The sequence below is a fragment of the Aquiflexum gelatinilyticum genome (assembly GCF_024741135.1).
Lineage (GTDB): Bacteria > Bacteroidota > Bacteroidia > Cytophagales > Cyclobacteriaceae > Cognataquiflexum > Cognataquiflexum gelatinilyticum.
Genome location: NZ_JANSUY010000030.1, coordinates 26106 through 47801, shown reverse-complemented (window position 1 = coordinate 47801; position 21696 = coordinate 26106). Strand labels below are relative to the sequence as shown.

General features: G+C 37.9%; 20 protein-coding genes. 4 read left to right on the top strand and 16 right to left on the bottom strand.

What is annotated here, in order from left to right:
* Window positions 1-388 precede the first annotated feature (388 nt).
* From NU887_RS20715 to rpmH, 5 genes are read right to left on the bottom strand one after another with little or no spacing between them, the layout of a single operon-like run.
* Window positions 389-895: a DUF2480 family protein gene (locus NU887_RS20715; RefSeq protein WP_258425303.1), complete on the bottom strand. Its 507-nt coding sequence runs from the start codon at window positions 893-895 to the stop codon at window positions 389-391.
* Window positions 892-1581: a tRNA (adenosine(37)-N6)-threonylcarbamoyltransferase complex dimerization subunit type 1 TsaB gene (gene tsaB / locus NU887_RS20710; protein WP_258425302.1), complete on the bottom strand. Its 690-nt coding sequence runs from the start codon at window positions 1579-1581 to the stop codon at window positions 892-894. Before tsaB ends, NU887_RS20715 begins: the two co-directional genes overlap by 4 nt.
* Window positions 1582-1594: 13 nt before the next feature.
* Window positions 1595-3262, bottom strand: a complete 1668-nt coding sequence (locus NU887_RS20705; RefSeq protein WP_258425301.1) for a S41 family peptidase — start codon at window positions 3260-3262, stop codon at window positions 1595-1597.
* On the bottom strand, window positions 3259-3648 hold the full coding sequence (gene rnpA, locus NU887_RS20700; protein ID WP_258425300.1) for a ribonuclease P protein component: 390 nt from the start codon (window positions 3646-3648) through the stop codon (window positions 3259-3261). Before rnpA ends, NU887_RS20705 begins: the two co-directional genes overlap by 4 nt.
* Window positions 3649-3694: 46 nt before the next feature.
* Window positions 3695-3853, bottom strand: a complete 159-nt coding sequence (rpmH, locus tag NU887_RS20695) for a 50S ribosomal protein L34 (RefSeq protein WP_113926163.1) — start codon at window positions 3851-3853, stop codon at window positions 3695-3697.
* 139 nt (window positions 3854-3992) lie between these two features.
* Here rpmH and NU887_RS20690 point away from each other — a divergent pair, with 139 nt between their 5' ends.
* Window positions 3993-5648 (top strand): M61 family metallopeptidase, encoded by a 1656-nt coding sequence (locus tag NU887_RS20690; RefSeq protein ID WP_258425299.1) that lies wholly within the window; start codon window positions 3993-3995, stop codon window positions 5646-5648.
* A gap of 141 nt (window positions 5649-5789) precedes the next feature.
* Here the strand turns inward: NU887_RS20690 and NU887_RS20685 are convergent, their stop codons facing one another.
* The 8 genes from NU887_RS20685 to NU887_RS20650 all read right to left on the bottom strand — a co-directional run bounded on the left by NU887_RS20685 (window position 5790) and on the right by NU887_RS20650 (window position 14494).
* Window positions 5790-6521 (bottom strand): LolA-like protein, encoded by a 732-nt coding sequence (locus tag NU887_RS20685; protein ID WP_258425298.1) that lies wholly within the window; start codon window positions 6519-6521, stop codon window positions 5790-5792.
* Window positions 6522-6584: 63 nt separating this feature from the next.
* Window positions 6585-8627 (bottom strand): insulinase family protein, encoded by a 2043-nt coding sequence (locus NU887_RS20680; protein WP_258425297.1) that lies wholly within the window; start codon window positions 8625-8627, stop codon window positions 6585-6587.
* A gap of 45 nt (window positions 8628-8672) precedes the next feature.
* Window positions 8673-10037, bottom strand: coding sequence for a M16 family metallopeptidase (locus NU887_RS20675; protein ID WP_258425296.1), 1365 nt, complete (start codon window positions 10035-10037; stop codon window positions 8673-8675).
* A 208-nt stretch (window positions 10038-10245) separates the two neighbouring features.
* Window positions 10246-11241, bottom strand: a complete 996-nt coding sequence (locus NU887_RS20670) for an adenosine kinase (RefSeq protein WP_258425295.1) — start codon at window positions 11239-11241, stop codon at window positions 10246-10248.
* Window positions 11242-11308: 67 nt separating this feature from the next.
* Window positions 11309-12475, bottom strand: a complete 1167-nt coding sequence (locus NU887_RS20665) for a hypothetical protein (protein ID WP_258425294.1) — start codon at window positions 12473-12475, stop codon at window positions 11309-11311.
* Between the two features lie 120 nt (window positions 12476-12595).
* On the bottom strand, window positions 12596-13087 hold the full coding sequence (locus tag NU887_RS20660) for a rhodanese-like domain-containing protein (RefSeq protein WP_258425293.1): 492 nt from the start codon (window positions 13085-13087) through the stop codon (window positions 12596-12598).
* A 147-nt stretch (window positions 13088-13234) separates the two neighbouring features.
* Complete coding sequence (locus tag NU887_RS20655; protein WP_258425292.1) at window positions 13235-13948, bottom strand: Crp/Fnr family transcriptional regulator; 714 nt, start codon at window positions 13946-13948, stop codon at window positions 13235-13237.
* A 72-nt stretch (window positions 13949-14020) separates the two neighbouring features.
* Window positions 14021-14494 (bottom strand): type I restriction enzyme HsdR N-terminal domain-containing protein, encoded by a 474-nt coding sequence (locus tag NU887_RS20650; RefSeq protein WP_258425291.1) that lies wholly within the window; start codon window positions 14492-14494, stop codon window positions 14021-14023.
* A gap of 51 nt (window positions 14495-14545) precedes the next feature.
* On the opposite strand from NU887_RS20650, the gene NU887_RS20645 reads away from it, so the two are divergent.
* Window positions 14546-16180 carry an amidohydrolase gene (locus NU887_RS20645; RefSeq protein WP_258425290.1) on the top strand — a complete coding sequence of 545 codons (1635 nt, stop codon included), beginning with the start codon at window positions 14546-14548 and terminating at the stop codon, window positions 16178-16180.
* A gap of 19 nt (window positions 16181-16199) precedes the next feature.
* Here NU887_RS20645 and NU887_RS20640 read toward each other — a convergent pair whose 3' ends face one another.
* The gene (locus NU887_RS20640) at window positions 16200-16892 is read right to left on the bottom strand and encodes a ComEA family DNA-binding protein (protein WP_258425289.1); all 693 of its coding nucleotides are present in this window, start codon (window positions 16890-16892) and stop codon (window positions 16200-16202) included.
* 232 nt (window positions 16893-17124) lie between these two features.
* Between NU887_RS20640 and hemA the strand changes: the two genes are divergently transcribed.
* Together hemA and NU887_RS20630 are read left to right on the top strand one after the other, a co-directional pair.
* Window positions 17125-18396 carry a glutamyl-tRNA reductase gene (hemA, locus tag NU887_RS20635; protein WP_258425288.1) on the top strand — a complete coding sequence of 424 codons (1272 nt, stop codon included), beginning with the start codon at window positions 17125-17127 and terminating at the stop codon, window positions 18394-18396.
* A 69-nt stretch (window positions 18397-18465) separates the two neighbouring features.
* Window positions 18466-20037: a WG repeat-containing protein gene (locus tag NU887_RS20630; protein WP_258425287.1), complete on the top strand. Its 1572-nt coding sequence runs from the start codon at window positions 18466-18468 to the stop codon at window positions 20035-20037.
* An 80-nt stretch (window positions 20038-20117) separates the two neighbouring features.
* Here NU887_RS20630 and floA read toward each other — a convergent pair whose 3' ends face one another.
* Both floA and NU887_RS20620 read right to left on the bottom strand, forming a co-directional pair.
* Window positions 20118-21134: a flotillin-like protein FloA gene (gene floA, locus NU887_RS20625; RefSeq protein WP_258425286.1), complete on the bottom strand. Its 1017-nt coding sequence runs from the start codon at window positions 21132-21134 to the stop codon at window positions 20118-20120.
* Between the two features lie 6 nt (window positions 21135-21140).
* Window positions 21141-21599, bottom strand: coding sequence for an NfeD family protein (locus NU887_RS20620; RefSeq protein WP_258425285.1), 459 nt, complete (start codon window positions 21597-21599; stop codon window positions 21141-21143).
* Window positions 21600-21696: the final 97 nt, after the last annotated feature.

Here is a 21696-nt window from a genome sequence, read left to right as displayed (position 1 = left end):
GTATAGTTTTTTCTCAGCATCTCTGCTGATTCGTTTCCTAGCCCTATTGATTCTGACTGTATTTTAATACAGACAGTATTTTGTGTTATTTCTCCAGTACTTCAATGAACTTTTACTGCTTCTTTTTACAGTAATGTAAGACCCTTGTCTTAAAAGCGAGTGCAAATATCGGGATATAAATTTGAACTTTCAAAATCTAAATCAAAAAAAAGATTTTTTATTTTTGACCAGTAATTGAGATTTGATTTTTCAACCTTATTCACCCTCTTTTGGGTGATCTTAGCCGTAATTGGATTGCAAACTTAGCAGACTGAATGAATATTACCAAACTGTGATGTTAAAAAAACTGCATACATAACCTAAGTATCTGTATACAAGATGAATGTTTTTACTTGGGACCCTTATATAAGGGTACAGTGCTACATGGTTCACCATACATGATTGATTTCGCATAAGGCTGAATGACGGCCATTATTCTACCATATGCATATAAGGGGACAGGGTATCTACTGCATCCTTTAATAACAACAGGTTTGTTTTCATATTCTCTCGGATTGATTTCTGAAATTGCCTTTTCAAATAGGTATTGCTCAAGGTCATCCATTCCCCCAATTACATATTCAATTCCGGCCTTGGAAAGAAAAGTTCCTACTAACATGAAGGCCCAATTGGGGACTATGGCATCTGCAGAACAGAAAACCGCAACAAGTTTACCTCGGTAAAGATCCCAATCAATTTTACTCAAATCTGACCGGAAATCTTTTTCTCTCAAAACCAATTCCTGAAAAAGAAATTCCTTGAGATCAAACCCCACTCTTTCTTCATGTCGATACAACGTCTCAAGATCTATTGTAATAATTGGGCTAGCCGCTACTCTATTGACAATTTCACTCATAGTAACAGGGGATTCTTTTTTGAAGTTAAAACCCTAAATTCCTTTAGGTAGTTCGGTTCAAAATATGCAATATCTTCAAAAGCATTATGAAGGTATTTCTTGAAAGCCAATGAACCAATCGAAGAAGCAGAGTTTAAATTTGGTAAGAAAACAGCCTTCTCATGGCTCAGGATACCGGTAAGTTTTGCAAGGCCATCTCCCAAGAAATATACCTTGCCAATTTCATGATAATTTAAAAATGGATTTTCAATAATTTCGAGAGGATGAGATGGTTCAATCAATTTACCTGCTCCATCAAATACACTAGTATAAACTTCCATTCTTCTTGCATCTAATAATGGAATCACAAAATCATTTTTGCCACATAAAAAGAAAGCTTGCGAGGCCAATCCTTCCAATGTATCCACTGCAATCAAGGGCAGCCCAAATGCAAATGCCAACCCTTTTGCTACTGAAACTCCTATCCTTAAACCTGTATAAGAACCCGGGCCTGAAGAAACTGCCACAGCTGCTAGATCAGACGGTTTCATACCCAATTCCTTAAAAATCCCCTCAATCAAAAGCATTAATTGTCTCGCATGGGCATTTTCTTGGTCATATTCAGATAACAACAACATCTCACCGTCACGATGAAGTGCGACAGAACAAATGGAAGTAGCGGACTCAATAGACAAAATCAACGCCATGTTTTTATACTTTCTATTTTGCCGAGGCTGTTAAAACCCTATTGATCTCAGCAGGATTTGAAAGGATTCCCAAGGCAGCAATTACATCTTCATCATTAACCAGAGATGCTTCAACTATACCTTGTTGAAAATAATATCTTGACACCAATTCTTCTCTAAGCGCCTCTTTGATCTCAAATTTGAAAGTGATTAAATCCTGCTCTTTATTATGGCTCACCTTTTTCTTAAGGTCTTCTATGGTTGGTTTGATATCATCAAAAAACTTCTCCCTTAAGGCATATTTTTCAAGATCATCGAGGGTTTTTTCAACATAAGTAGTGTAGTCATAATCCTTTCCTTCTAAAGAGGCTACAAAATCAGCATAGATTTCGTCAGTTACCACAAAATCCCTAGGATTGGAGATCATTTCATTTTCCAAGAAAAATTTGTTACCATATTCAAATACAAGGTTTCTAGCTACCAAACTATAGGTAATAGGGGCAAATGATTTTGATTCAGTTTTTTGGTCTGGTTCAATTCCCGCACCATCAAGAACAATCCTGCCATTTTTGGTTTTAAATTCTTTTCTCAGGGAATCAGGTATTGAAATAGAATTACCATTCTCATCCCTGTTCTCCTGGCTATAATCAATGGCTTGAATACACCTGCCACTTGGGATATAATATTTGGCAGTTGTGATTTTTACTTGTGCGTTATAGGAAAGCGGTACTGTTGTCTGTACCAATCCTTTTCCAAAAGTCCTTCTTCCTATCAAAACGGCCCTGTCATAATCTTGAAGCGCACCTGCTACGATTTCAGCTGCTGAGGCACTTCTTTCATTGATCAAAACCACCATTGGAATATCTTTATCCACAGGTGACTTAGTCGTTTTATATACTGAATTTACATTTTCCAGCTTTCCTATTGTCCGAACTACCTCTTTCCCTTTCGGTACAAATAAATTGACAATGTCTACCGCTTCTTTCAAAATCCCTCCCGGATTGTCTCTCACATCTAAAACCAGCCTTGTAATTCCCTGTGATTTAAGATCAACCAATGCATTTCTGACATCTGAAGCAGCGTTGGTAGTAAAGTCTGAAAGTTTGATGTAGCCTGTTTGGTCATCAAGTTTACCATAAAATGGCACATTACTAATGACGATTTTCTTTCTTGTCAGATTTACAGAAATGGTGTCTGTACCCCTCTTAACCTGAACAAAGACATTTGTATTGGCAGGGCCTTTTAACAATTTTGAAATATCGGATGTCAGACTGTTGACTACATTGACGGTATCTACTTTCAAAATCTCATCACCAATTCTTAATCCGGCAGACTGTGCCGGAAAACCCTTATAGGGCATCAAGATCATGTTCGAGCCAATTCTATTCCCAATCAATGCACCTACGCCTGCGTATTCACCGGTAGTCATCATCCTAAAATCATCTGAGTTTTCTTCAGGAATAAATTCAGTGTAGGGATCCAACTCCTCAAGCATGGCATTGATACCGATGGTCACAAGTTCATCTGCATTGATTTCGTCCACATAATAGGAGTCCAGTTCCCTTACAAGTGAAGCGAAAATGTCAAGGTTCTTTGCGATGGCAAATAGCTTGTCATTTTTTGTGGCAAAAGAAAACAGCAAACTTAAAGTGAGGAATGATACAAGAAGTAGAATTACAGGCTTTTTGAAATTTTTATTCATGGATTGTTTTTTTCGGAAAGCGGCTTTTCCTTAATAGTGGTAAGTATTTTTTTGATTTTGTTCTCAATGACCTGAAATGTAACAATTTCTGAAGAAACGTATATGAGGCCAATTATTTTTTTGCCCCCATTAATTTCTCCTAGAATTTGCTTATTGAGTCTATAGGACTCTCTCATCCTACGTTTGATCAGGTTTCTATCGACAGATTTTTTTAGCTTCTTCTTTGAAACGGAAAACAATACCTGATTGGTTTCTGGAATTTCAAAATTGATTTCCAAAACCATTACCTTAAAGGGATATAAAAAAAAAGAGGAACCTTTGTCAAAAAGTTCCTTTATTAACTTTTTAGAATGTAATCTCTCATTCTTGTGAAGTCGGAAATTCATTGCATTTTGATTTACGTATTAAACATACGAAACAGAATGCTCAAAATTACTTCTTCAAAGTCTTTTCAGAAGATACTGTAAGCTTGTGCCTTCCTTTTGCTCTTCTGGATTTCAATACTCTTCTTCCATTGGCAGTGGACATTCTAAGTTTGAATCCATGCTTGTTTCTTCTTTTTCTTCGAGAAGGCTGAAATGTTCTTTTCATGACGCTATCTATTTAATATTTTGTGCTTTGCTTGTAGAATTCCTGAAGGTCTCCCTTTAAAGGACTGCAAAGATAGATAACCTTTTTTTATTTACAAACCGTAGATTTACTTTTGTTTTGAATCCTAAGTCAAAGGCATATGCATTATTCCATTTTCAGAAAATCCTTTACTTCCCAATTTATCCAAATCCGGTTGGAGATTAATTGCTTTGAAAAGCAAATAATCCATCTCCAATTGCCGGCTTGGAGGCCTGGAAGATATGAGTTGGCTAATTATGCACAGAAAATCAGAAATTTTGAATTGACTTACCATGAGACGAAGCTTCCTTGGAAAAAAACGAGTAAAGACCTTTGGGAGTTTATTGCCCCGGTGTCCGGATTATATGTAATTCAATACGAGTATTACTGTAACCAAATGGATGCTGGAGGATGTTGGTCTGATGATGAACAATTATACCTCAATTTCTCAAATTTTATTTTTGATATTCAGGAAGGAAAAAATGAAGAAATCTATATTACAATTGAATTGCCAAATGATTATCAAGTAGCGACCGCTCTTGAAAACATCGAAGGCAATAAATGGAAAGCTGGCTCTTTTCAACACTTGATGGACAGTCCATTTTTGGCAAGTGCAGGTTTAAAGCATTTTTCGTATGATGCCCTGGATTCCAAATTCCACGTATGGATTCAAGGAGAAATCCATTTTGATGTAACTTATTTTCAATCTGTTTTGAAATCAATCACTGATTCTCAAATCAAGGACTTTGGAGAATTTCCGGCAGAGGATTACCATTTTATTTTTCAACTTTTGTCATATCGACATTTTCATGGAGTAGAGCATGCCTTTTCGACGGTCATCACCTATGGCCCTGCATATGCATTATCGGATAAATCCGAACTAGATGAACTTATCGGAGTAAGTTCGCATGAACTGTATCACTTTTGGAATGTTTGTAGAATAAGGCCATCCGGGATTCTTACCTATGATCTTTCCAAAGAAGTTTATTTAAACGAAGGATTGGTTATGGAGGGAGTAACCACATACATGGGAGATTATTATCTATTAAAATCCGGATATTTGAAGTTTGAAGATTACATAGATCTTCTTCAAAAACAGATCCAACGTGAATTTGATAGCTTAGGATGGAGGAATCAATCAATAGTTGAATCAAGTTTTGACCTGTGGCTAGATGGATACAAACCAGGAATACCTGACAAAAAAGTCAGTATTTATAACCGAGGTGCACTAATTTCTCTTTGCCTAGATCTGATGTTAAAATCTTCAGGTTCCTCACTTTCTGAATTAATGAAGGAAATGTGGGAGAAATTTGGGAAAACCAGAGTTGGATATAACCTTGGAGATTTTGAAAATCTAATTAGAAGTCTATCAAAAGAAGGGGAAAAAATAACTTCGTTTTTCCAAAGCTTTGTTTTTGGAAAGGAAGATTTACTAACGCTGATAAAAGAATTATTAGCACAGATAGGAATCGAAATCATTGAAAATTTTGAAGGAGATGGTCTATTGCACCATTGGGGAATCCGAAAGGATGAATCAGGAATCATCACACAACTGCATCCCGATTCTGGGGCATATGCCATCCTAATGAAAAATGACAAAATTCTGGAATATGATTTTGAAAATGCAACCAATGATCAAATCAATTTCAAAATAGAGAGATTAGGAAAAATCAAAGAAGTACCATTATCAAAGAACACGAAAAAGTATTTTCCGAAATTTATAATCCAAATTAAGGAAGATGACATTTTCAGTCTCAACAAACTCCTTGGAGAATAACTGTCTTTCTGATTTCAAAGGGAATTCTCAAAAAAAGCTAATAAGGATTTTTCAAAAATAGATCAAATCTTAAAGGTAATTGGAATAAAAAAAGGGCATCCAAAAATCCGGAGGCCCTTTTTCTTTTTTGATGCTTTTAATTTATTTGAAATCCTCGTCAGAAAGCTCCTGATTGAATTTCATTGATACCATCTTTGCTTCCAATGCCACAGGTAACATTGGGTTTTTGATCGAAAGCCTCATAGGGATTTTGACTCCGTCTATTTCAGAATAATCCATATAAGTGATATCTCCCGCTGCATCAGAGCTTGTTCTTAACTTAAGACCTGAAGCTACTGAATAATATTCTACGGTTTTCATGCCGTTTGGTGCAGTGATGATCAGCTTATTGGCATCTTCATCATTAATAATTTCTGTACCTTGAACCTCCATAGTATATCCAAGGTCTATGTAATGCATCTCAGGAAAAACATATGTTTGTGCTTTTAGCATAGTGACCATTTCCTCTGTCAGTTCTTGCTCCTGCCCCATACCGGATATTTTACCTTTGCCATTTACCAAAACCGTCTTTTGGGCAACATTACCCATCACGGATGTTTCTTGAAGCATCCTGCTGTTGACTTGGTCAGAAATTCCTTTAATCACTATGGTCGCCCCCTGAAATTCTGCTTCCATTAGCAAAACCGAATTTTTGATTTTTTCAACATTAGCTTTGCCTCCTACCGCTTTGATATAATTTTCAATAATAGAAGCAGGATCATTCTCAACATATGAATGGTCTTTTGATGGCTCTTTGTCTGTAATGTTTGCCTTGACATCTGATCCGATCAGAACTACACCCAATGCTAGTGCTGCAACAAATAATTTCTTCATTTTCTCTTGGTTAAATTTTTGAAATTTAAATAAAAAAAGAGGGATTGAATCCCTCCTTAAAATTTATTTTATATCGTCCTCAGAAATAGTAACATTGAATTCGATTTTTTCAACCTTTGTTTCCAAAGGCATCGGGATCATCGGGGATTTCAACAACATCATCATTGGATATTTTACTCCATCGATTTCTTTGTATTCGCTAAAAAACATATCGCCTGCTTCAGCACTTTCCGTTTTGACTTTCAATCCGGACTCTACACTATAGTAGTTGACCTGCTTGGAACCTGTGGGATTGGATACGATTACCTTGTATGCGTTTTCTCCTTCTACATCTTTGATTCCTTCCAAAACCATAGAATATCCCAATTCCTCATAATGTAACTCAGGAAAAATAAACATACTCATTTTGGCAGCCTCGTATTGTTCGTCAGTGAGTGCGGTGGATTGTCCCATTGCTGTAACTGAACCTTTTCCATCTTTGATAACAGTATTGGATGCCACATTGCCCATCATCATTACTTTTTGGGCAAATGCAGATTTTGGCTCATCATAAACAGCTACGAAATTCAGTGTCATTCCTTGTATTTCAGCGACAGATTCCATTTTGGATGTTTTTATGCCTTTAGCTTTGCCTTCTCCACCGATAGCATTGAGGTAATTTTCAATTACCTGATCTGCGGTCATTTCTGTATTCATGGCAATCTGCCTCTCAGGTTCCGCTGTGTTGGTGAATCTTTTTACTTCACCAAAAGCAAGAAGGCTTTTTTCAATTGCAGCCCCGTTTCCTACGACCGTAATGTACATGTTGTCAGGCTTCATGAATTTTTTTGCTGCAGCATTGATATCGGCTACAGTCAAGGCATTCAATTTCTGAAGATAAGTGGCATAGAAATCTTGTGGAAGCTTATACCTCTCAGTGTTAATAGCAAAATTGGCGATGGTGGAAGGACTTTCCAATGATCTACCAAACGAACCACTCAAATTGGCCTTTGCACTGATTAATTCTTCTTCAGTAATGCCGTTGTCTCTTAGGTTTCTGATCTCATAAATTATCTCTGTGATTGCTGAGTCAGTCGCAGTTTGCTTTACACTTGCATTTGCAGAAAAACTTGTGATCAATTTATCAGCACCGATTGAGGAATAAGCCCCATAAGTGTAGCCTTTTTCCTCTCTTAAGTTCATAAACAACCTTGAAGATGCTCCTCCACCAAGAATATAATTCAAAACCCTTGAGGCCAAATAATCGGGATTGCTTAGGTTCATTTCAAGTGGATAAGTCACATCTACGACAGACTGTACGGATGCTGATCTGTCCACTAATGCTACGGTATTTTTTGCAGGAAGAGTTGGTTTTTCATAGGAATGGGTCGGAACATTTCCTTTTTCCCATTTACTGAAATACTTCTTGACCAAAGCTTCTGCCTCTTTTTTGTTGATGTCCCCTACAATGGCAAGGTATGCGATGTTAGGTTTAAAATAAATATCGTAGTAAGACTTGATATCCTCCACCGTGATGTTTTTGACAGTAGCTTCAGTTTCTGATTCTCCATAAGGATGGTTTGTTCCAAAATTAAGTGTGGATGTCAACCTTCCTGAGATGGAATTTGGGTCGTCTTTGCTTGCGGCCAAGCCTGAAATCGTCTGTTTTTTAAGTTTATCCAATTCTTCTTGCGGAAAAACAGGATTGTATAATACATCCGTCATCAATTCGAGCACTTTTTCTTGGTGTTTTTTCAATGAGGCTGCATAAATGGAAGAAGCACTGGCATTGATGGAAGCACCGATAAAATCAATTTCCTCATCCAATTGGTCTTTTGTTCTGTTGGAAGTTCCTCCGGTCATCATCTGACCTACCATATTGAGCATTCCGGCCTTATCTCCTTCGAAAATGGGATCTCTTTCCAAGACTAATGAAAAAGCAACCCTTGGCAATTTCCTGTTTTCGACAACAAATACCTTTAGTCCGTTTGGAAGGGTAAAGGAGTCTGCATTTCCAAGTTTGATTTCTCTCGCAGGACCCGGTTCAGGATAGGAACTCCTATCAATCTGTGCAAAGCCTGATTGAACAACAAAGGCAAATAATATATATAGGATTATATTTTTCATGTTTTCTGATAGTATGAATAAAAGTGATTGGGAAAGTATCTTTTATCAATTTTTATTTTCCTTCATTGATGCTCCTGCAGGAGTTTCAGGAACTTGTGCTGACTTTGGCAGATAATACAAAACTACCCTTCCGTTCAACGAAAGGTACTCATTAGCTACCCTTTTTATGTCTTCAGGAGTTACCTTTGAGTAATATTCCATCTCCTGATTGATATAATCTGTCTTCCCGTAGAACACTTTTGACTCAGCGAGATTTTGTGCAATTCCTGCCATTGAACTGTTTTTAGTGACAAGGTCATTTTCGATGATATTTTTTAATTTTTGAAAATCCTTGTCGGAGATACCTTCTTTCTGAACCTTGGCTAAAATGACATCCATCTCATTTTCAAGTTCTTTTGGATCAACTCCCATATTCGCAATGCAATACATCAAAAACACACCTCCATCTTCTAAATCCAATGGAATAGCAGCTACTCCCAATGCCTTTTGTTGTTTGTCCACAAGTTCTTTCGTCATCAAGGAAGAATTCCCTCCCGCCAAGTAGGTCGAAAGCATAGAAAGGGCATATGAGTCAGGATGGTTTTTTGGAGGGAGATTGTAGGATTGGATCACAGCAGGAATCTGGATATTGTCATAAATGACGTCACGGGTTTCAGTTGTTTTTTTCGGTTCTGTGATGTTTGGACGGTAAAAATCAGATGGGCCTGACGGGATTTCACCGAAATAATCTCTAACCCACCTTTCAGCCTGACCATAATCTATATCTCCTGCAATAGTCAGGGTGGAATTTCGCGGCACATAATAAGCTTCATGAAAAGCCATAAATTCTTCCAATTTGGCTGAATCCAAATGTTCCATGGATCCGATCACAGGTGACATATAAGGATGCTTGACAAAAGATCTTTTCATTGTCTCAGGAAGAATTGTACCATATGGACGGTTGTCATAAGATTGCCTTTTTTCCTCTTTGATGACTTCTCTTTGGGTATCGACACCGATTTGATCGATTTTAGGATGAAGCATTCTTTCAGATTCCATGTATAAGGCAGTTTCCAGTTGATTGGAAGGAACAATCTCATAATAGTACGTCACGTCGTTTGATGTAAAAGCATTGAGCGTACCACCTATAGACTGGATTTTGCTCATATATTCACCCCTGCCGATATTCTCTGTACCTTCAAAAAGCAAATGCTCAAAGAAGTGGGAAAAACCTGTCCGATCCGGTTTTTCATTTTTGGACCCGACATGGTACAAAACAGATACAGCCACAATTGGAGTACTGTTGTCCTGGTGCATAATCACATTCAAACCATTGTCCAAGGTAAATTCCTTGAAATCAATCTTGTTTTGGGCTATCGCCGAAAGTGTCAAAAAGACTCCCGCCAACAGCGTAAAGGTAAACTTTCTCATATACTTGGATTTAGTTTTTGGTTCATGTAAGTTTTACTTTTTTTAATCAGATTTGTTTATCAAAAAAGGATAAAAGAATAAAAACGGATACCGGTGAAGAAATTTTTAAGTTATTTCTGCGAAAAATATAACACAATCAATAACTGAACAAATCTCCAACTAAATATTTTCAGTCAATTTCTTTACTCCCATAAATCTCATTTTGGAATCAGGGCAATAACCTACCAAGTATTTCTTTGGCTTCATGCCATTTCAGTCTAGGGCCAAATTGACTCACAATTTTAGAACTTGCCATTGAGGCCAATTTTCCGCTTGATGCATAGCTATGTCCATTGGTAATCCCATACATAAATGCACCTGCAAACATATCTCCTGCCCCATTGCTATCGATTGCCACTGTTTTGTAAGGTTCTATGTCTATAAATGTGTCTCCATCCCAAATCATAGCGCCATTTTTTCCTTGTGTGATTACAAAATGTTTGGCAGCCTTTTTCAATTCCTCCCTAGCCTCAAGAATGTTTTCCTTTCCTGTAAAAAGCATGGCCTCCTCTTCATTGGCAAAAAGCAAGTCAACACTCGGACCGATTACTTCATCAAAACCGGTATGAAAATACTTTACCATTGCAGGGTCTGAGAACGTCAGAGCGACTTTAGTGCCGGCCGATTCTGCAGTTTTCTTGGCATGGACCATGGCTTCTCTGCCGTTTGGAGAGGTAACCAAATAGCCTTCGATAAACAAATATTTGGAATCTTTGATAGCCGACTCACTCAGATCTAGAACGGAAAAATTTTGGGTAATTCCCAAAAATGTGTTCAGAGTTCTTTCAGAATCTTCGGTAACCATTACAAGACATTTGCCTGTAATTCCATCCTGGGGGACTTTACCTTCCAGGCTGTTGTCTACTCCGGAATTTTTTAAATCTTCAAGATAAAAATACCCTAATTCGTCATTGGCCACTTTACAACAATAGAAGGCATTTCCACCAAATTGGCTCACCGCAATGACTGTGTTCGCTGCAGATCCACCACACTGTTTTTTTGCTTCTTTGGTATTGATCACCTTCATGAGAGCATTTTGACGGTTTTCATCAACCAGTGTCATCAGGCCTTTTTCAACGTGATTGTCAAAAAAAAACTGGTCGGATACTTTAAATTCTATATCTACAAGAGCATTGCCTATGCCCGTTACATCGTATTTTTTCATGTTTTTTGATTTATTAATAATTGGTTTATTTATACCAAAAGGGAGATCCCACAAAAGCAGACCTTTTTCATTCAAAAATCTTATGCCTTTCAAATGGCAGCGACCTATCGAATAAATACCTGTAGGTATGGTGGGTTTTGTAAATTTTAGCATTCAGTTGCTCACAGACGCGCATCATTTTGGGATTAAAATCACCGATCCAATTCATTTCAATTGTTTTGTAAGGAAAAGAATCATGACGGGCAAAAGTTTCATTGTAGGCCATAATCATGGCGCTTTCCACACCTTTCCCTTGAAATTCCGGAATTACTCCAAATACCAAGCCCAACATTTTATTGGGTGGGAAAAAAGTTTTGTACCAAAGAAATTTGAGTTTTCCCATTAAATCTAATTTCCCATCCACATATTTGAATATCTGGTTGATCTCCGGAATATTGATAAAAAAAGAAACCGGTACGCCTTTATAAAAGCCAAAATAGACCAATCGGGGATCTCTGATAGGTTTTAATTTGGCAAACATCAATTGGGTTTCCCTAAGTGTGAGACTTTTCCCCATATGCTTTGCCCAAGCTTTGTTATAGACTTCCATAAAATATTCTGGGGCTTTTTCTGAAAGCTCTTTCCCCGTCAGGTGTCTAAATGAAAAATCCGGATCAGCCAAAACTTTATTGGCTCTTTCTACCATTTTGGCATCAAAATTTCCTCCTTGTACAGGCCTCATATAGGTATACTGTTTGAAATAAACTTGAAACCCGTAATCTTCGAAGAATTTTTGGTAGTATGGAAAATTCCAAGGCATGTTGTAATTAGGAGGCGAAAAACCCTGAACCAATAGACCCCACCATTTATCACGCTCACCGAAGTTGACCGGACCATCCATCGCTTCTATGCCCTGCTTTTCAAGCCAGGATTTTGCGGTGTCAAACAAAAGGAAGGCAACTTTGCTGTCATTTATTGCCTCAAAGAAACCAACTCCACCTGTCGGTTGCTTCTCTTTCCATTTGGGATGGATAAAGGTGGCAATTCTTCCAATAGTGTTTCCTTTTTGATCCTTGACAAGCCATCTTTTGGCTTTTCCGCCTTGCTTGAACAGCTTATTTGTCTCCGGCTCAAACAATCCCTGTATGTCTTTATCGAGAGGTCTTATCCAGTTTTCCTCATTTTTATATAGCCTTACGGCCATTTCCAAAAATTCTTTTTCAAGGGCTGGACTGTTGACCTCCAGAATATCCATAGTCATGATTTTAATTAAGCGGCTAAAAATAGGGAGATAATTTTAAAGTACGAAAGCGTCATGCCTCGCTTCCCTATCAATATGAAATTTACCGATTCTATTTGGGAGTAATAAATGTAATCAAAAGACTTTTTCTCCTTTATTTACCCAAATACTCCACGTTCTGTTATAGGTATGGATACGGTTTGTCTTCTTTTGATCTTGGTACACTGGACGCTCCTCATTGATCCAATGAAAAATCCCTCCATAAAGGTTATACACCTCTTTATATCCTGCGCTTTTGAGTTTTTTACCAATTTCCTGACTTCGTGCACCTACCGAACAGTAAACCACTATCGGTTTATCTTTTGGAATATCTTTTATGCTTTCCAATGAAAAAGTATCGTAGCCAACCCATCTTGCATTTTTCAGGTGGCTCACTTCGTATTCCTCTTTTTCTCTGGTATCGAACAAAATAGCCTTTTCAAGAATTTCATCTTGGTCCAAATACACCAATGGAAATTCATTATCATAAATCCCATTCAGCATGGTTTTATATGCAAAACTTTGACTGAAAGCAGGGAAATAAAATAAGAATCCAAGGAGGAAAATTCCAAGAATACGGATTCGCATGAGATTGAACTTGTTAAATTCCAAAATTGGACCTAGTAAATGGATACTTTTATTCAAACAAAAAAAAATTAAAATGATTGGATTAGCCTAAAAAAACTGATTTCAACAACTTTCAGCAAGGATGGTTATTTTTCAGTTCAAGAAATTTCATCCATAGAAATCAGACAACCTTGCCAAACCTCTCTTGTCAAGAACAAGGATTTTCTTTCCTTCAAAGTCGATCAACTCGTCCTTTTTGAATTCAGAAAGTAGTCGGATTACCGTTTCGGTTGCAGTACCCACCAAGCCTGCGATTTCTTCTCTTGTGAGTACAATGTCAATTTTCTCACCTGCATTCCCATCTATCCCGTAAGTCTCACTGAGTTTCAATAGCGTAAAGGCTAGCCTTTCTCTTATTGACTTTTGTGTGGCATCTGTAAGTTTGTCCTCCATGATTCCTAAATCATGGCAAAGTGCCTTGGTAACTCTTCTATGGAATTCTGTGTCTTCAGCCAATACCTTTAAAAAAGATTCCCTTGGGACAAAACAGATTTTGGCATCTTCTACAATTGTGGCAGAATTGGAATATGACTCTTCACCAAGTAGGGAAGCATATCCTAAAAAATCACCTTTTTTTGCAAGTCTGATAATCTGCTCTTTCCCATTGGATGCGGTTTTATAAACCTTTACTACCCCATCATTGATGCAGAAAACACCCAAGGGTTTGGTCCCTTCATAAAATAAAATCTGACCTTTTTTGTGTGTGATAAAATTTTTATGATCCGATAAATGGCATAAATGTGGTTCAGAAAGATTGGCGAAGAGTGAAAATTTTCTGCTCATGCAAAGCTCACATGGAGTACTTTTTTCTATCGTTTTCATATCAATTGGTTAAAACCGCTGAACAAACTTAAATGATAAATATAATTGATTACATGACAAATATCACATTAATCAAGGTTGAAATTGAGGTAAATCTGATATTTGTTCATAATTATTTACTTCAAAATTGTATTTCAAGAACAAATGCTGCCTACCGTTACTAATTCCCATGAAGGCAGCTCCAATTGTCTTATTATAGACCGCCACCTGTTCTACTGTTTTTTTGGAAAGCTTGACTTCGGGTGCTTTGCATTCGATCAATAGGAATGGATTTCCGACTCTATCCAACACCAAAATATCAAATCTTTTTTGAAGCGAATTATACATTACTTCTTTTTCCAAAGAAAAAAGTCCTTTGGGGTAGTTCCTATATTGGACCAAAAAAGAAATCATATGCTGTCTTACCCATTCTTCAGGTGTCAATATCAAATATTTCTTTCTAAGGGAATCGAAAATGCTTAATTTCCCATCAGTTTCCTGAATTTTGAATTCAAATTCTGGAAAATTGAGGGCAAACTGCATAAAACCATACCTATCCTCTACCATTCCGCAAATATGTCCGCTTTCTTGTTAGAAACTTCCACCAAACTCTCTAAAATGAAGAAATTTATTTTCTTTTCGCTTCTGTATTCGACTTTTTCAATTTTTTCCTGTACTACAAAGGAGAAAGTTGACCTCATTGTACATAACGGTTTAGTCTATACTGTAGATGAAGGTTTCACAATAACAAACGCATTTGCTGTCAAGGACAACCGATTTGTGGCAGTAGGCAATAACAATGCTATACTTTCAAAATATGACTCCGAGGAAATCATTGACTTACAAGGAAAACCAATTTACCCTGGATTTATCGATGCCCATTCCCACTTTTTTAGGTATGGATTAGGATTACAGGTCGCAGATTTGCTTGGTGCAGAATCAGAAACAGAATTGGTAGAAAGGGTAAGGATTCATGCAGAGAAAAACCCTGAGGCTTCATGGATATTAGGGAGAGGTTGGGACCAAAACCTTTGGGAATCAAAGGAATTTCCGACCAAAACCAAATTAGACTCCCTTTTTCCTGACAAACCTGTACTTCTGACGCGAATTGATGGTCATGCCGCCCTAGTCAACCAAAAAGCTTTGGATCTTGGAGGGATCACTTCATCCACATCAATGGTCGGTGGAAAGGTTATTCTAATCGGTAACAAGCCAACAGGAGTTTTGATTGACAATGCCATTGGATTAGTTTCCTCGAAAGTTCCGGATCCAAGCAAAGAAGAAGCCCGGATAGCCATGACTAGCGCTCAAGAAAACTGTTTTGCGGTAGGACTGACTACAGTAGTGGATGCAGGTTTGGATAAAGAAACTATCGACTTGATCTCCGAGATGCACAAAGACGGTTCTTTGACCATGCGTGTATATGCAATGATTAACCCAACCGAAGCCAATATGGCGCATTATTTCAAAACTGGAATATACCAAGATGACAACCTCACAGTAAGGAGTTTTAAAATTTATGGAGACGGCGCTTTGGGTTCAAGGGGTGCCGCATTGCTCAAACCTTATCATGATCATGCAGATTACTACGGGTTCCTTCTCAAAAATCCGGAGGAATTTGATGAACTCGCCAAAAAAATGTACGAAAACGGCTTCCAAATGAACACCCATTGTATAGGTGATTCAGCCAACAGAACGTTATTGGACATTTATGCCAAATACCTGAAAGGAAAAAATGACCTCAGGTGGCGGATCGAGCATGCACAAGTGGTAAGCAAAGAAGATATGCCTAAATTTGCACAATACAGCGTCATCCCATCTGTTCAGCCTACCCATGCCACCTCTGATATGTATTGGGCAGGTCAACGGCTTGGCCCTTTTAGGATAAAAACAGCCTATGCCTACAAAGAACTTTTAGATCAAAATGGTATGCTTGCCTTAGGAAGTGATTTTCCGGTAGAGCATATCAATCCCCTTTATGGGTTTCATTCCGGTGTAGTACGAAAAGATGCAAAAAATTGGCCTGAGGATGGATTTCAGCCTGAAAACAAAATCACAAGAGAGCATGCTTTAAAAGGTATGACCATTTGGGCTGCATTTGCCAACTTCGAAGAAAATCTAAAAGGAAGCATCGAACCGGGCAAACTCGCGGACTTTGTAGTCTTGGAAAAAGACATCATGACAGCACCTGAAAATGAATTAAGAGAAATCAAAATCTCAGGGACATTCGTTGGCGGAAAAAAGGTCTATTAACCTCGCGATCAAAAGAGAGTCAAAATTCCAGGTATGGTTTGAGTCTGTCCACCCATTCTTGATTGAATATTTTGATTTTTAGCAAATCGTCTGCTGATTGATATGGTCCATGCTGCTCTCTAAAAGCAATCATGACTTTGGCTGATCCGTAGTTTATATATGGATGTTTTGCCAAATCATTGACATCAGCCTGATTGATCAGGATTTTGTTTTTGATTTCGGGGACGAATTCAAAATATTCAAAAACCTTTTCCAATACTTCAGGCGTCATTCCGTAGACCTCCAATAATTGGTCCTTGCTGTATAACCCCCCCATATTCTCGCGAAATTTGACCACCCTTCCTGCCATCGTCTGACCAATCCCAGGTACAATCTGAAGCACAACAGAGTCAGCATCCGAGAATGACATTTTGTTCAGTTGTGGACTTTTGGGTTTTTGATATGTATTGGCCCTTTTGACTGTATCTGATTTGAGATCATTCAATTGATTTTGAAAATTACTCTGGTAAGGTTTCCAGCCGGCCATCACCAAGCTGTCTATTTTAATAGAGTAGGCTAAAAATTTCTCTTCATTTTTCTTTCTGACTAACCAATCATAACCTGAGGGAATAAGATAAAGGACAATAAGGGCAGGCACAACCAAAACGAACCCCTTTGATTCTCTTTTGGAGAATCCAAAATACGACTTCAGAAAAAAATAAATTTTAGCCATTTGATATAATTATAAAAAACCATGATCCAATCGCAACCGATAAATCGTATCTATCCCCGATAAAGTAATTCGATTGGAAATATTTTACAATTATTACGAAATTTGAAATTGAAAACCAAAAATTTAAGTTTTGTCTTTTTTATTTAGACCGAATTTAAATTGAACGGAAGTAAAGGGAAATTATCTTTTGCTATCTAATCTGAATTAAATTTGTAACGCAAAAGTATCTAAAATGCAAAAAACGTTTAGAGCCATCAGTTTATCGCACAAAAGTGCTCCTGTCGAAATACGGGAAGTCATCGCACTCGATGAGGGTTCCATCCATTCTCTTTTACTTAAACTGAAAGATTTTTTCAGCATTACAGACACGCTTATCCTATCCACCTGCAACAGGACAGAAGTATATTATTCCCACGAAATTGACCTTAATGAAGAAATCATCAAACTCATCGGTCTGGAAAAGGGCTTGACCAATGTGGTTGATTACATGGAATATTTCAAAATCCATAACGAGGACAGAGATGCCATCGAACATCTGTTTAGGGTGTCAATGGGTCTTGAGGCCCAAGTGGTAGGTGATATGCAAATTTCCAATCAGGTAAAACGGGCTTATCAGGCTTCCGCTGACTTGGACATGGCAGGGCCTTTTTTGCACAGATTGATGCACATGATCTTCTTTACAAGTAAACGACTTGTACAAGAAACCGCTTTCCGTGATGGGGCAGCGTCAGTTTCGTATGCAGCCGTCGAACTTATCGAAGAACTTACTTCCAATACTTACCAACCAAGGGTTTTGCTTATTGGCGTAGGTGAAATTGGCGAAGATGTTGCCAAAAATATGGTACACATCCCTGATGCTAAAGTCACTATCACCAACAGAACTTTTGAAAGGGCAAAGGCTTTGGCAGATGAAATGGGATTTGAAGTGATTCCCTTTGAGAATTGCTTTGAAGCCATGAAAGAGGCCGACGTAATTGTTTCCTCAATCATGAAATCAGAGCCATATATCACCAAGAAGATGGTGTCTGAAATCGAAATCAACAGCTATAAGCTTTTCGTAGATCTATCGGTACCGAGAAGCATAGAAACAAACCTGGAGGAAATTCCCGGGGTGATGCTTTATAACGTAGACAATATAAGAAGTAAGGCAACTGAAACTCTCGAAAAACGTCTTGCTTCTATTCCACAAGTCGAAAAAATTATAACTGAAAGTATTGAAGATTTTTTTAACTGGAAAAAAGAAATGATGGTTTCTCCGACCATCAATAAGCTTAAAAATGCATTGGAACAGATCCGTTTGGAAGAAATGGAAAGATTCCTTAAAAATGCTGATGAGGCACAAGTTGCCATGATTGATAAAATCACCAAAAGCATGATGCAAAAAATCCTCAAAGTCCCTGTGGTTCAGCTTCGCGCTGCATGCCAAAGAGACGAAGCGGATAAAATGATCGGAATCTTATCGGATCTTTTTGATCTTGAAAAAGATCCAGAAAAAAAGGTCTAGAATATTCCCCGCACTATCTTGAATTACAGATTCAATCCATTTATTTTACCTTCGTCAATTTCTAGATTTATGAAGCTTAAAATTTATTGGACAGTACCTCTTTATCTCATTTTTGTAACAATCACTGCTGAAACAGTAAAATCCCAGACCTATGAAGTTTTTGACCAAAACCTTAAACTAAAGTCGAGAATTGAATTTGACCAAATCAGTATTTTGGGAGAATCTGTAAGGATAAGCACTTCCAACAATCAACTTAAACTGCTAAGCAAGGAATATAAGCCATTTGTAGACTTAAAGGCAATTTCTGTATACAAATACGAACAACCATGGATAGTCGTGGAAAGCCCCAACGGAAAAGGAGCATTTCATGAATATGGTGAAGAAATTTTTGCTCCTGAATATGATGAAATTCAGATTTTGTATACCAGGCTACTTGCCAGAAAAGGAAATAAATATTGGATTTATTATCATTCCTCAAGAAAAACCGAATATTTAGGGGTTTTTCTCGAAGCAAAATTGGCAATGAACGGACAGGTAATCGCTAAGAATCCTGAGGGTTACTATTTGCCTATTTCCGAAACTCCTGATAAGCAATATGAACATCTTCAAGAGGTAAATGAAAGTTTCTTGATTTCAAAAGAAAGTACGGGATACGGATTGATAAACAGAGATGGTGATTACATTTTAGATCCTATTATAGACCATATGGTCTATCTTGACGGTGATTATTTTTATGCATTTGATGGGAAACAATACATGCTTGTCAGGTGCCTTGAAGAAAGAGCAGATATCAAATATACATCATACCATAAAATAACACTTGAGGACGGAATGCTTTTGGAATATATACACGGAAAGCTGCGTAGAGTAATGGATAATGATGGAATTTTATTGGACCAGGTTGGGATGGAAAAAGTTTCGGATGTTGGGTCAAAGCATTACAATGTTTGGCTGAGAGATAATAAATTGGGTCTTTTAGGACCTAATGGATGGGAAGTTTCCCCCATTTCGGAAGTTGATTTGATCCTTCAGGGAAGTGAAAGCCTTTACCCGGCAAAAAAATCCGGTGCTTTTGGTTTCATCGATAAATCAGGAAACTGGGTAGTTGAAAACCGCTTTGAAGAAGTTAGGAAGTTCAAAGAAGGAATCGCTGCATTCATGCTCAATGGGAATTGGGGCTATATCAACAACAAAGGTACTATAATCTTAGCGGCAGAATATGAGCATGTTTCAGATTTCAATAAAGGAAAAGCTATTGTTAAGCGTGAAGGCAGGTACTTATTGGTTGGCAAGGACGGTCTCCCAATTTTAGAAAAAACTTTCGACAGGATTTCATTGGCTGCCGACAGTTATTTTATTACTGAAAATGATGAAAAGTTTGGTTTGATTTCACCTGAAGGAAAAGAAATAGTGGAACCAAAATTTGAAGAACTTAGAAGAGAAGATTTAAATAAAATCTTGGTAAGGCTTGGGGATAAATATGGGATTTTGGATGAAAATGGCGACTATATCCTCCCCGTTTATTATAAAAGTATAGTATTCGATGTCGGCACCAATCAAATTCTGGCTGAAGATGACTATCAATTTGCGCCCCTAGAACCCATCGAAAACATTAATAACAAAAAGAAAAAGGGTACATGAACCCAACGTTAGATTATTGGCAATGAAAAGGCCTGACCCGAATTTGAAATCGGATCAGGCCTTTTTTATTTAAAATATTATTATTTCTTGTCTCCTTGTTTTCCTCTGCCCCCTTCGGTGCCGCTTGCGACATCAGTACCAGCTATTGAAGACCTCATTTCAGTATCAGATTTGATGTTTTCCATTTTATAATAATCCATGACACCAAAGTTGCCGCTTCTGAATGCCTCAGAAATAGCTTTGGGGATCTCTGCTTCAGCAGCGATTACAAGAGCCCTCATCTCAACCGTTCTTGCTTTCATTTCCTGCTCCAATGCAACTGCCATAGCACGTCTCTCTTCCGCTTTAGCTTCTGCTACTTTTAGGTCAGCAGAAGCCTGGTCAATCTGCAACTTGGCTCCGATATTGGTTCCGACATCAATATCCGCAATGTCTATTGAAAGGATTTCAAATGCTGTTCCTGCATCCAAGCCTCTTTGAAGCACTAATTTTGATATTTTGTCAGGGTTTTCCAGCACACTCTTATGATTCAAAGAAGAACCTATTGAGGTTACAATACCCTCTCCTACTCTTGCCAAAATGGTTTCCTCTCCGGCACCACCTACAAGCTGGGCAATATTGGCCCTTACTGTCACCCTTGCTTTGGCAATCAGCTGAATTCCGTCCGCAGCCACTGCAGCCACATTTGGCGTATTGATGACCTTAGGATTTACAGAAATCTGTACAGCTTCAAAAACATCCCTTCCTGCAAGATCAATTGCAGTAGCTTGTTTGAATGTTAATGTAATATTTGCTTTATCGGCAGAAATCAGGGCCCGGATTACATTTGGGACATTGCCACCAGCAAGGTAATGCGTTTCGAGGTCGTTTGTTGTCAGGTCAAGCCCTGCTTTAGTGGCTGTAATCAACGAATTGACAATAACTCCGGGAGGCACTTTCCTGATTCTCATTCCTATCAACTCTCCGATCCCCACTTTAACATTTGAGAAAATGGCTGTTATCCATAAATTGACAGGGATAAAGTATAAAAACACAAAAAGCAATATCAGCGCGGCAAATGCTGTAAACAAAATAATGGCCGAATTTGACATGTCCATAAATTATTATTTAATGATGATTGTATTGTTTTCCAATTTAGTGATAAAAACTGAGGTGCCTACCGAAATAAAACCTGATTCTGATTTGACCTCATAAATCCCTTCACCGATTTCAGCTTTTCCAATTGGTTTGACATCAGAAATAGTGATTCCTTTCATTCCTACTTCCAAGCCTTTGAGCCGATCATCAAATGCCCTGCTTTTGATTGCGCTTTTAAGTGCAAATTTCTTCCAGGCTCCTGTACGGAAGCCATAGATCAATGCCCCAAAATTAAGAACAAGGGAAGCCACCAAAACCATACTCGCTACTTGCCTGTCAAAAGTCACAAAGGCGTAGTAGATACCCACTGCAGTCACCAGAACACCAATGATTCCAACAACAGTAGTACCGGGAACAAAAAGTATTTCGGCGATCACCAAGATCAATCCAATCAGGAGGAGCGTACTTAAGATAAACCAGACCATTTTATTTATTTTTCATGAAATTAGTCAGTTTTTTGATCGAGAAAAATTGAAAATAAAATTAAAGCAAAAAAAATGCCTTCCCATCAAAATGAGAAGG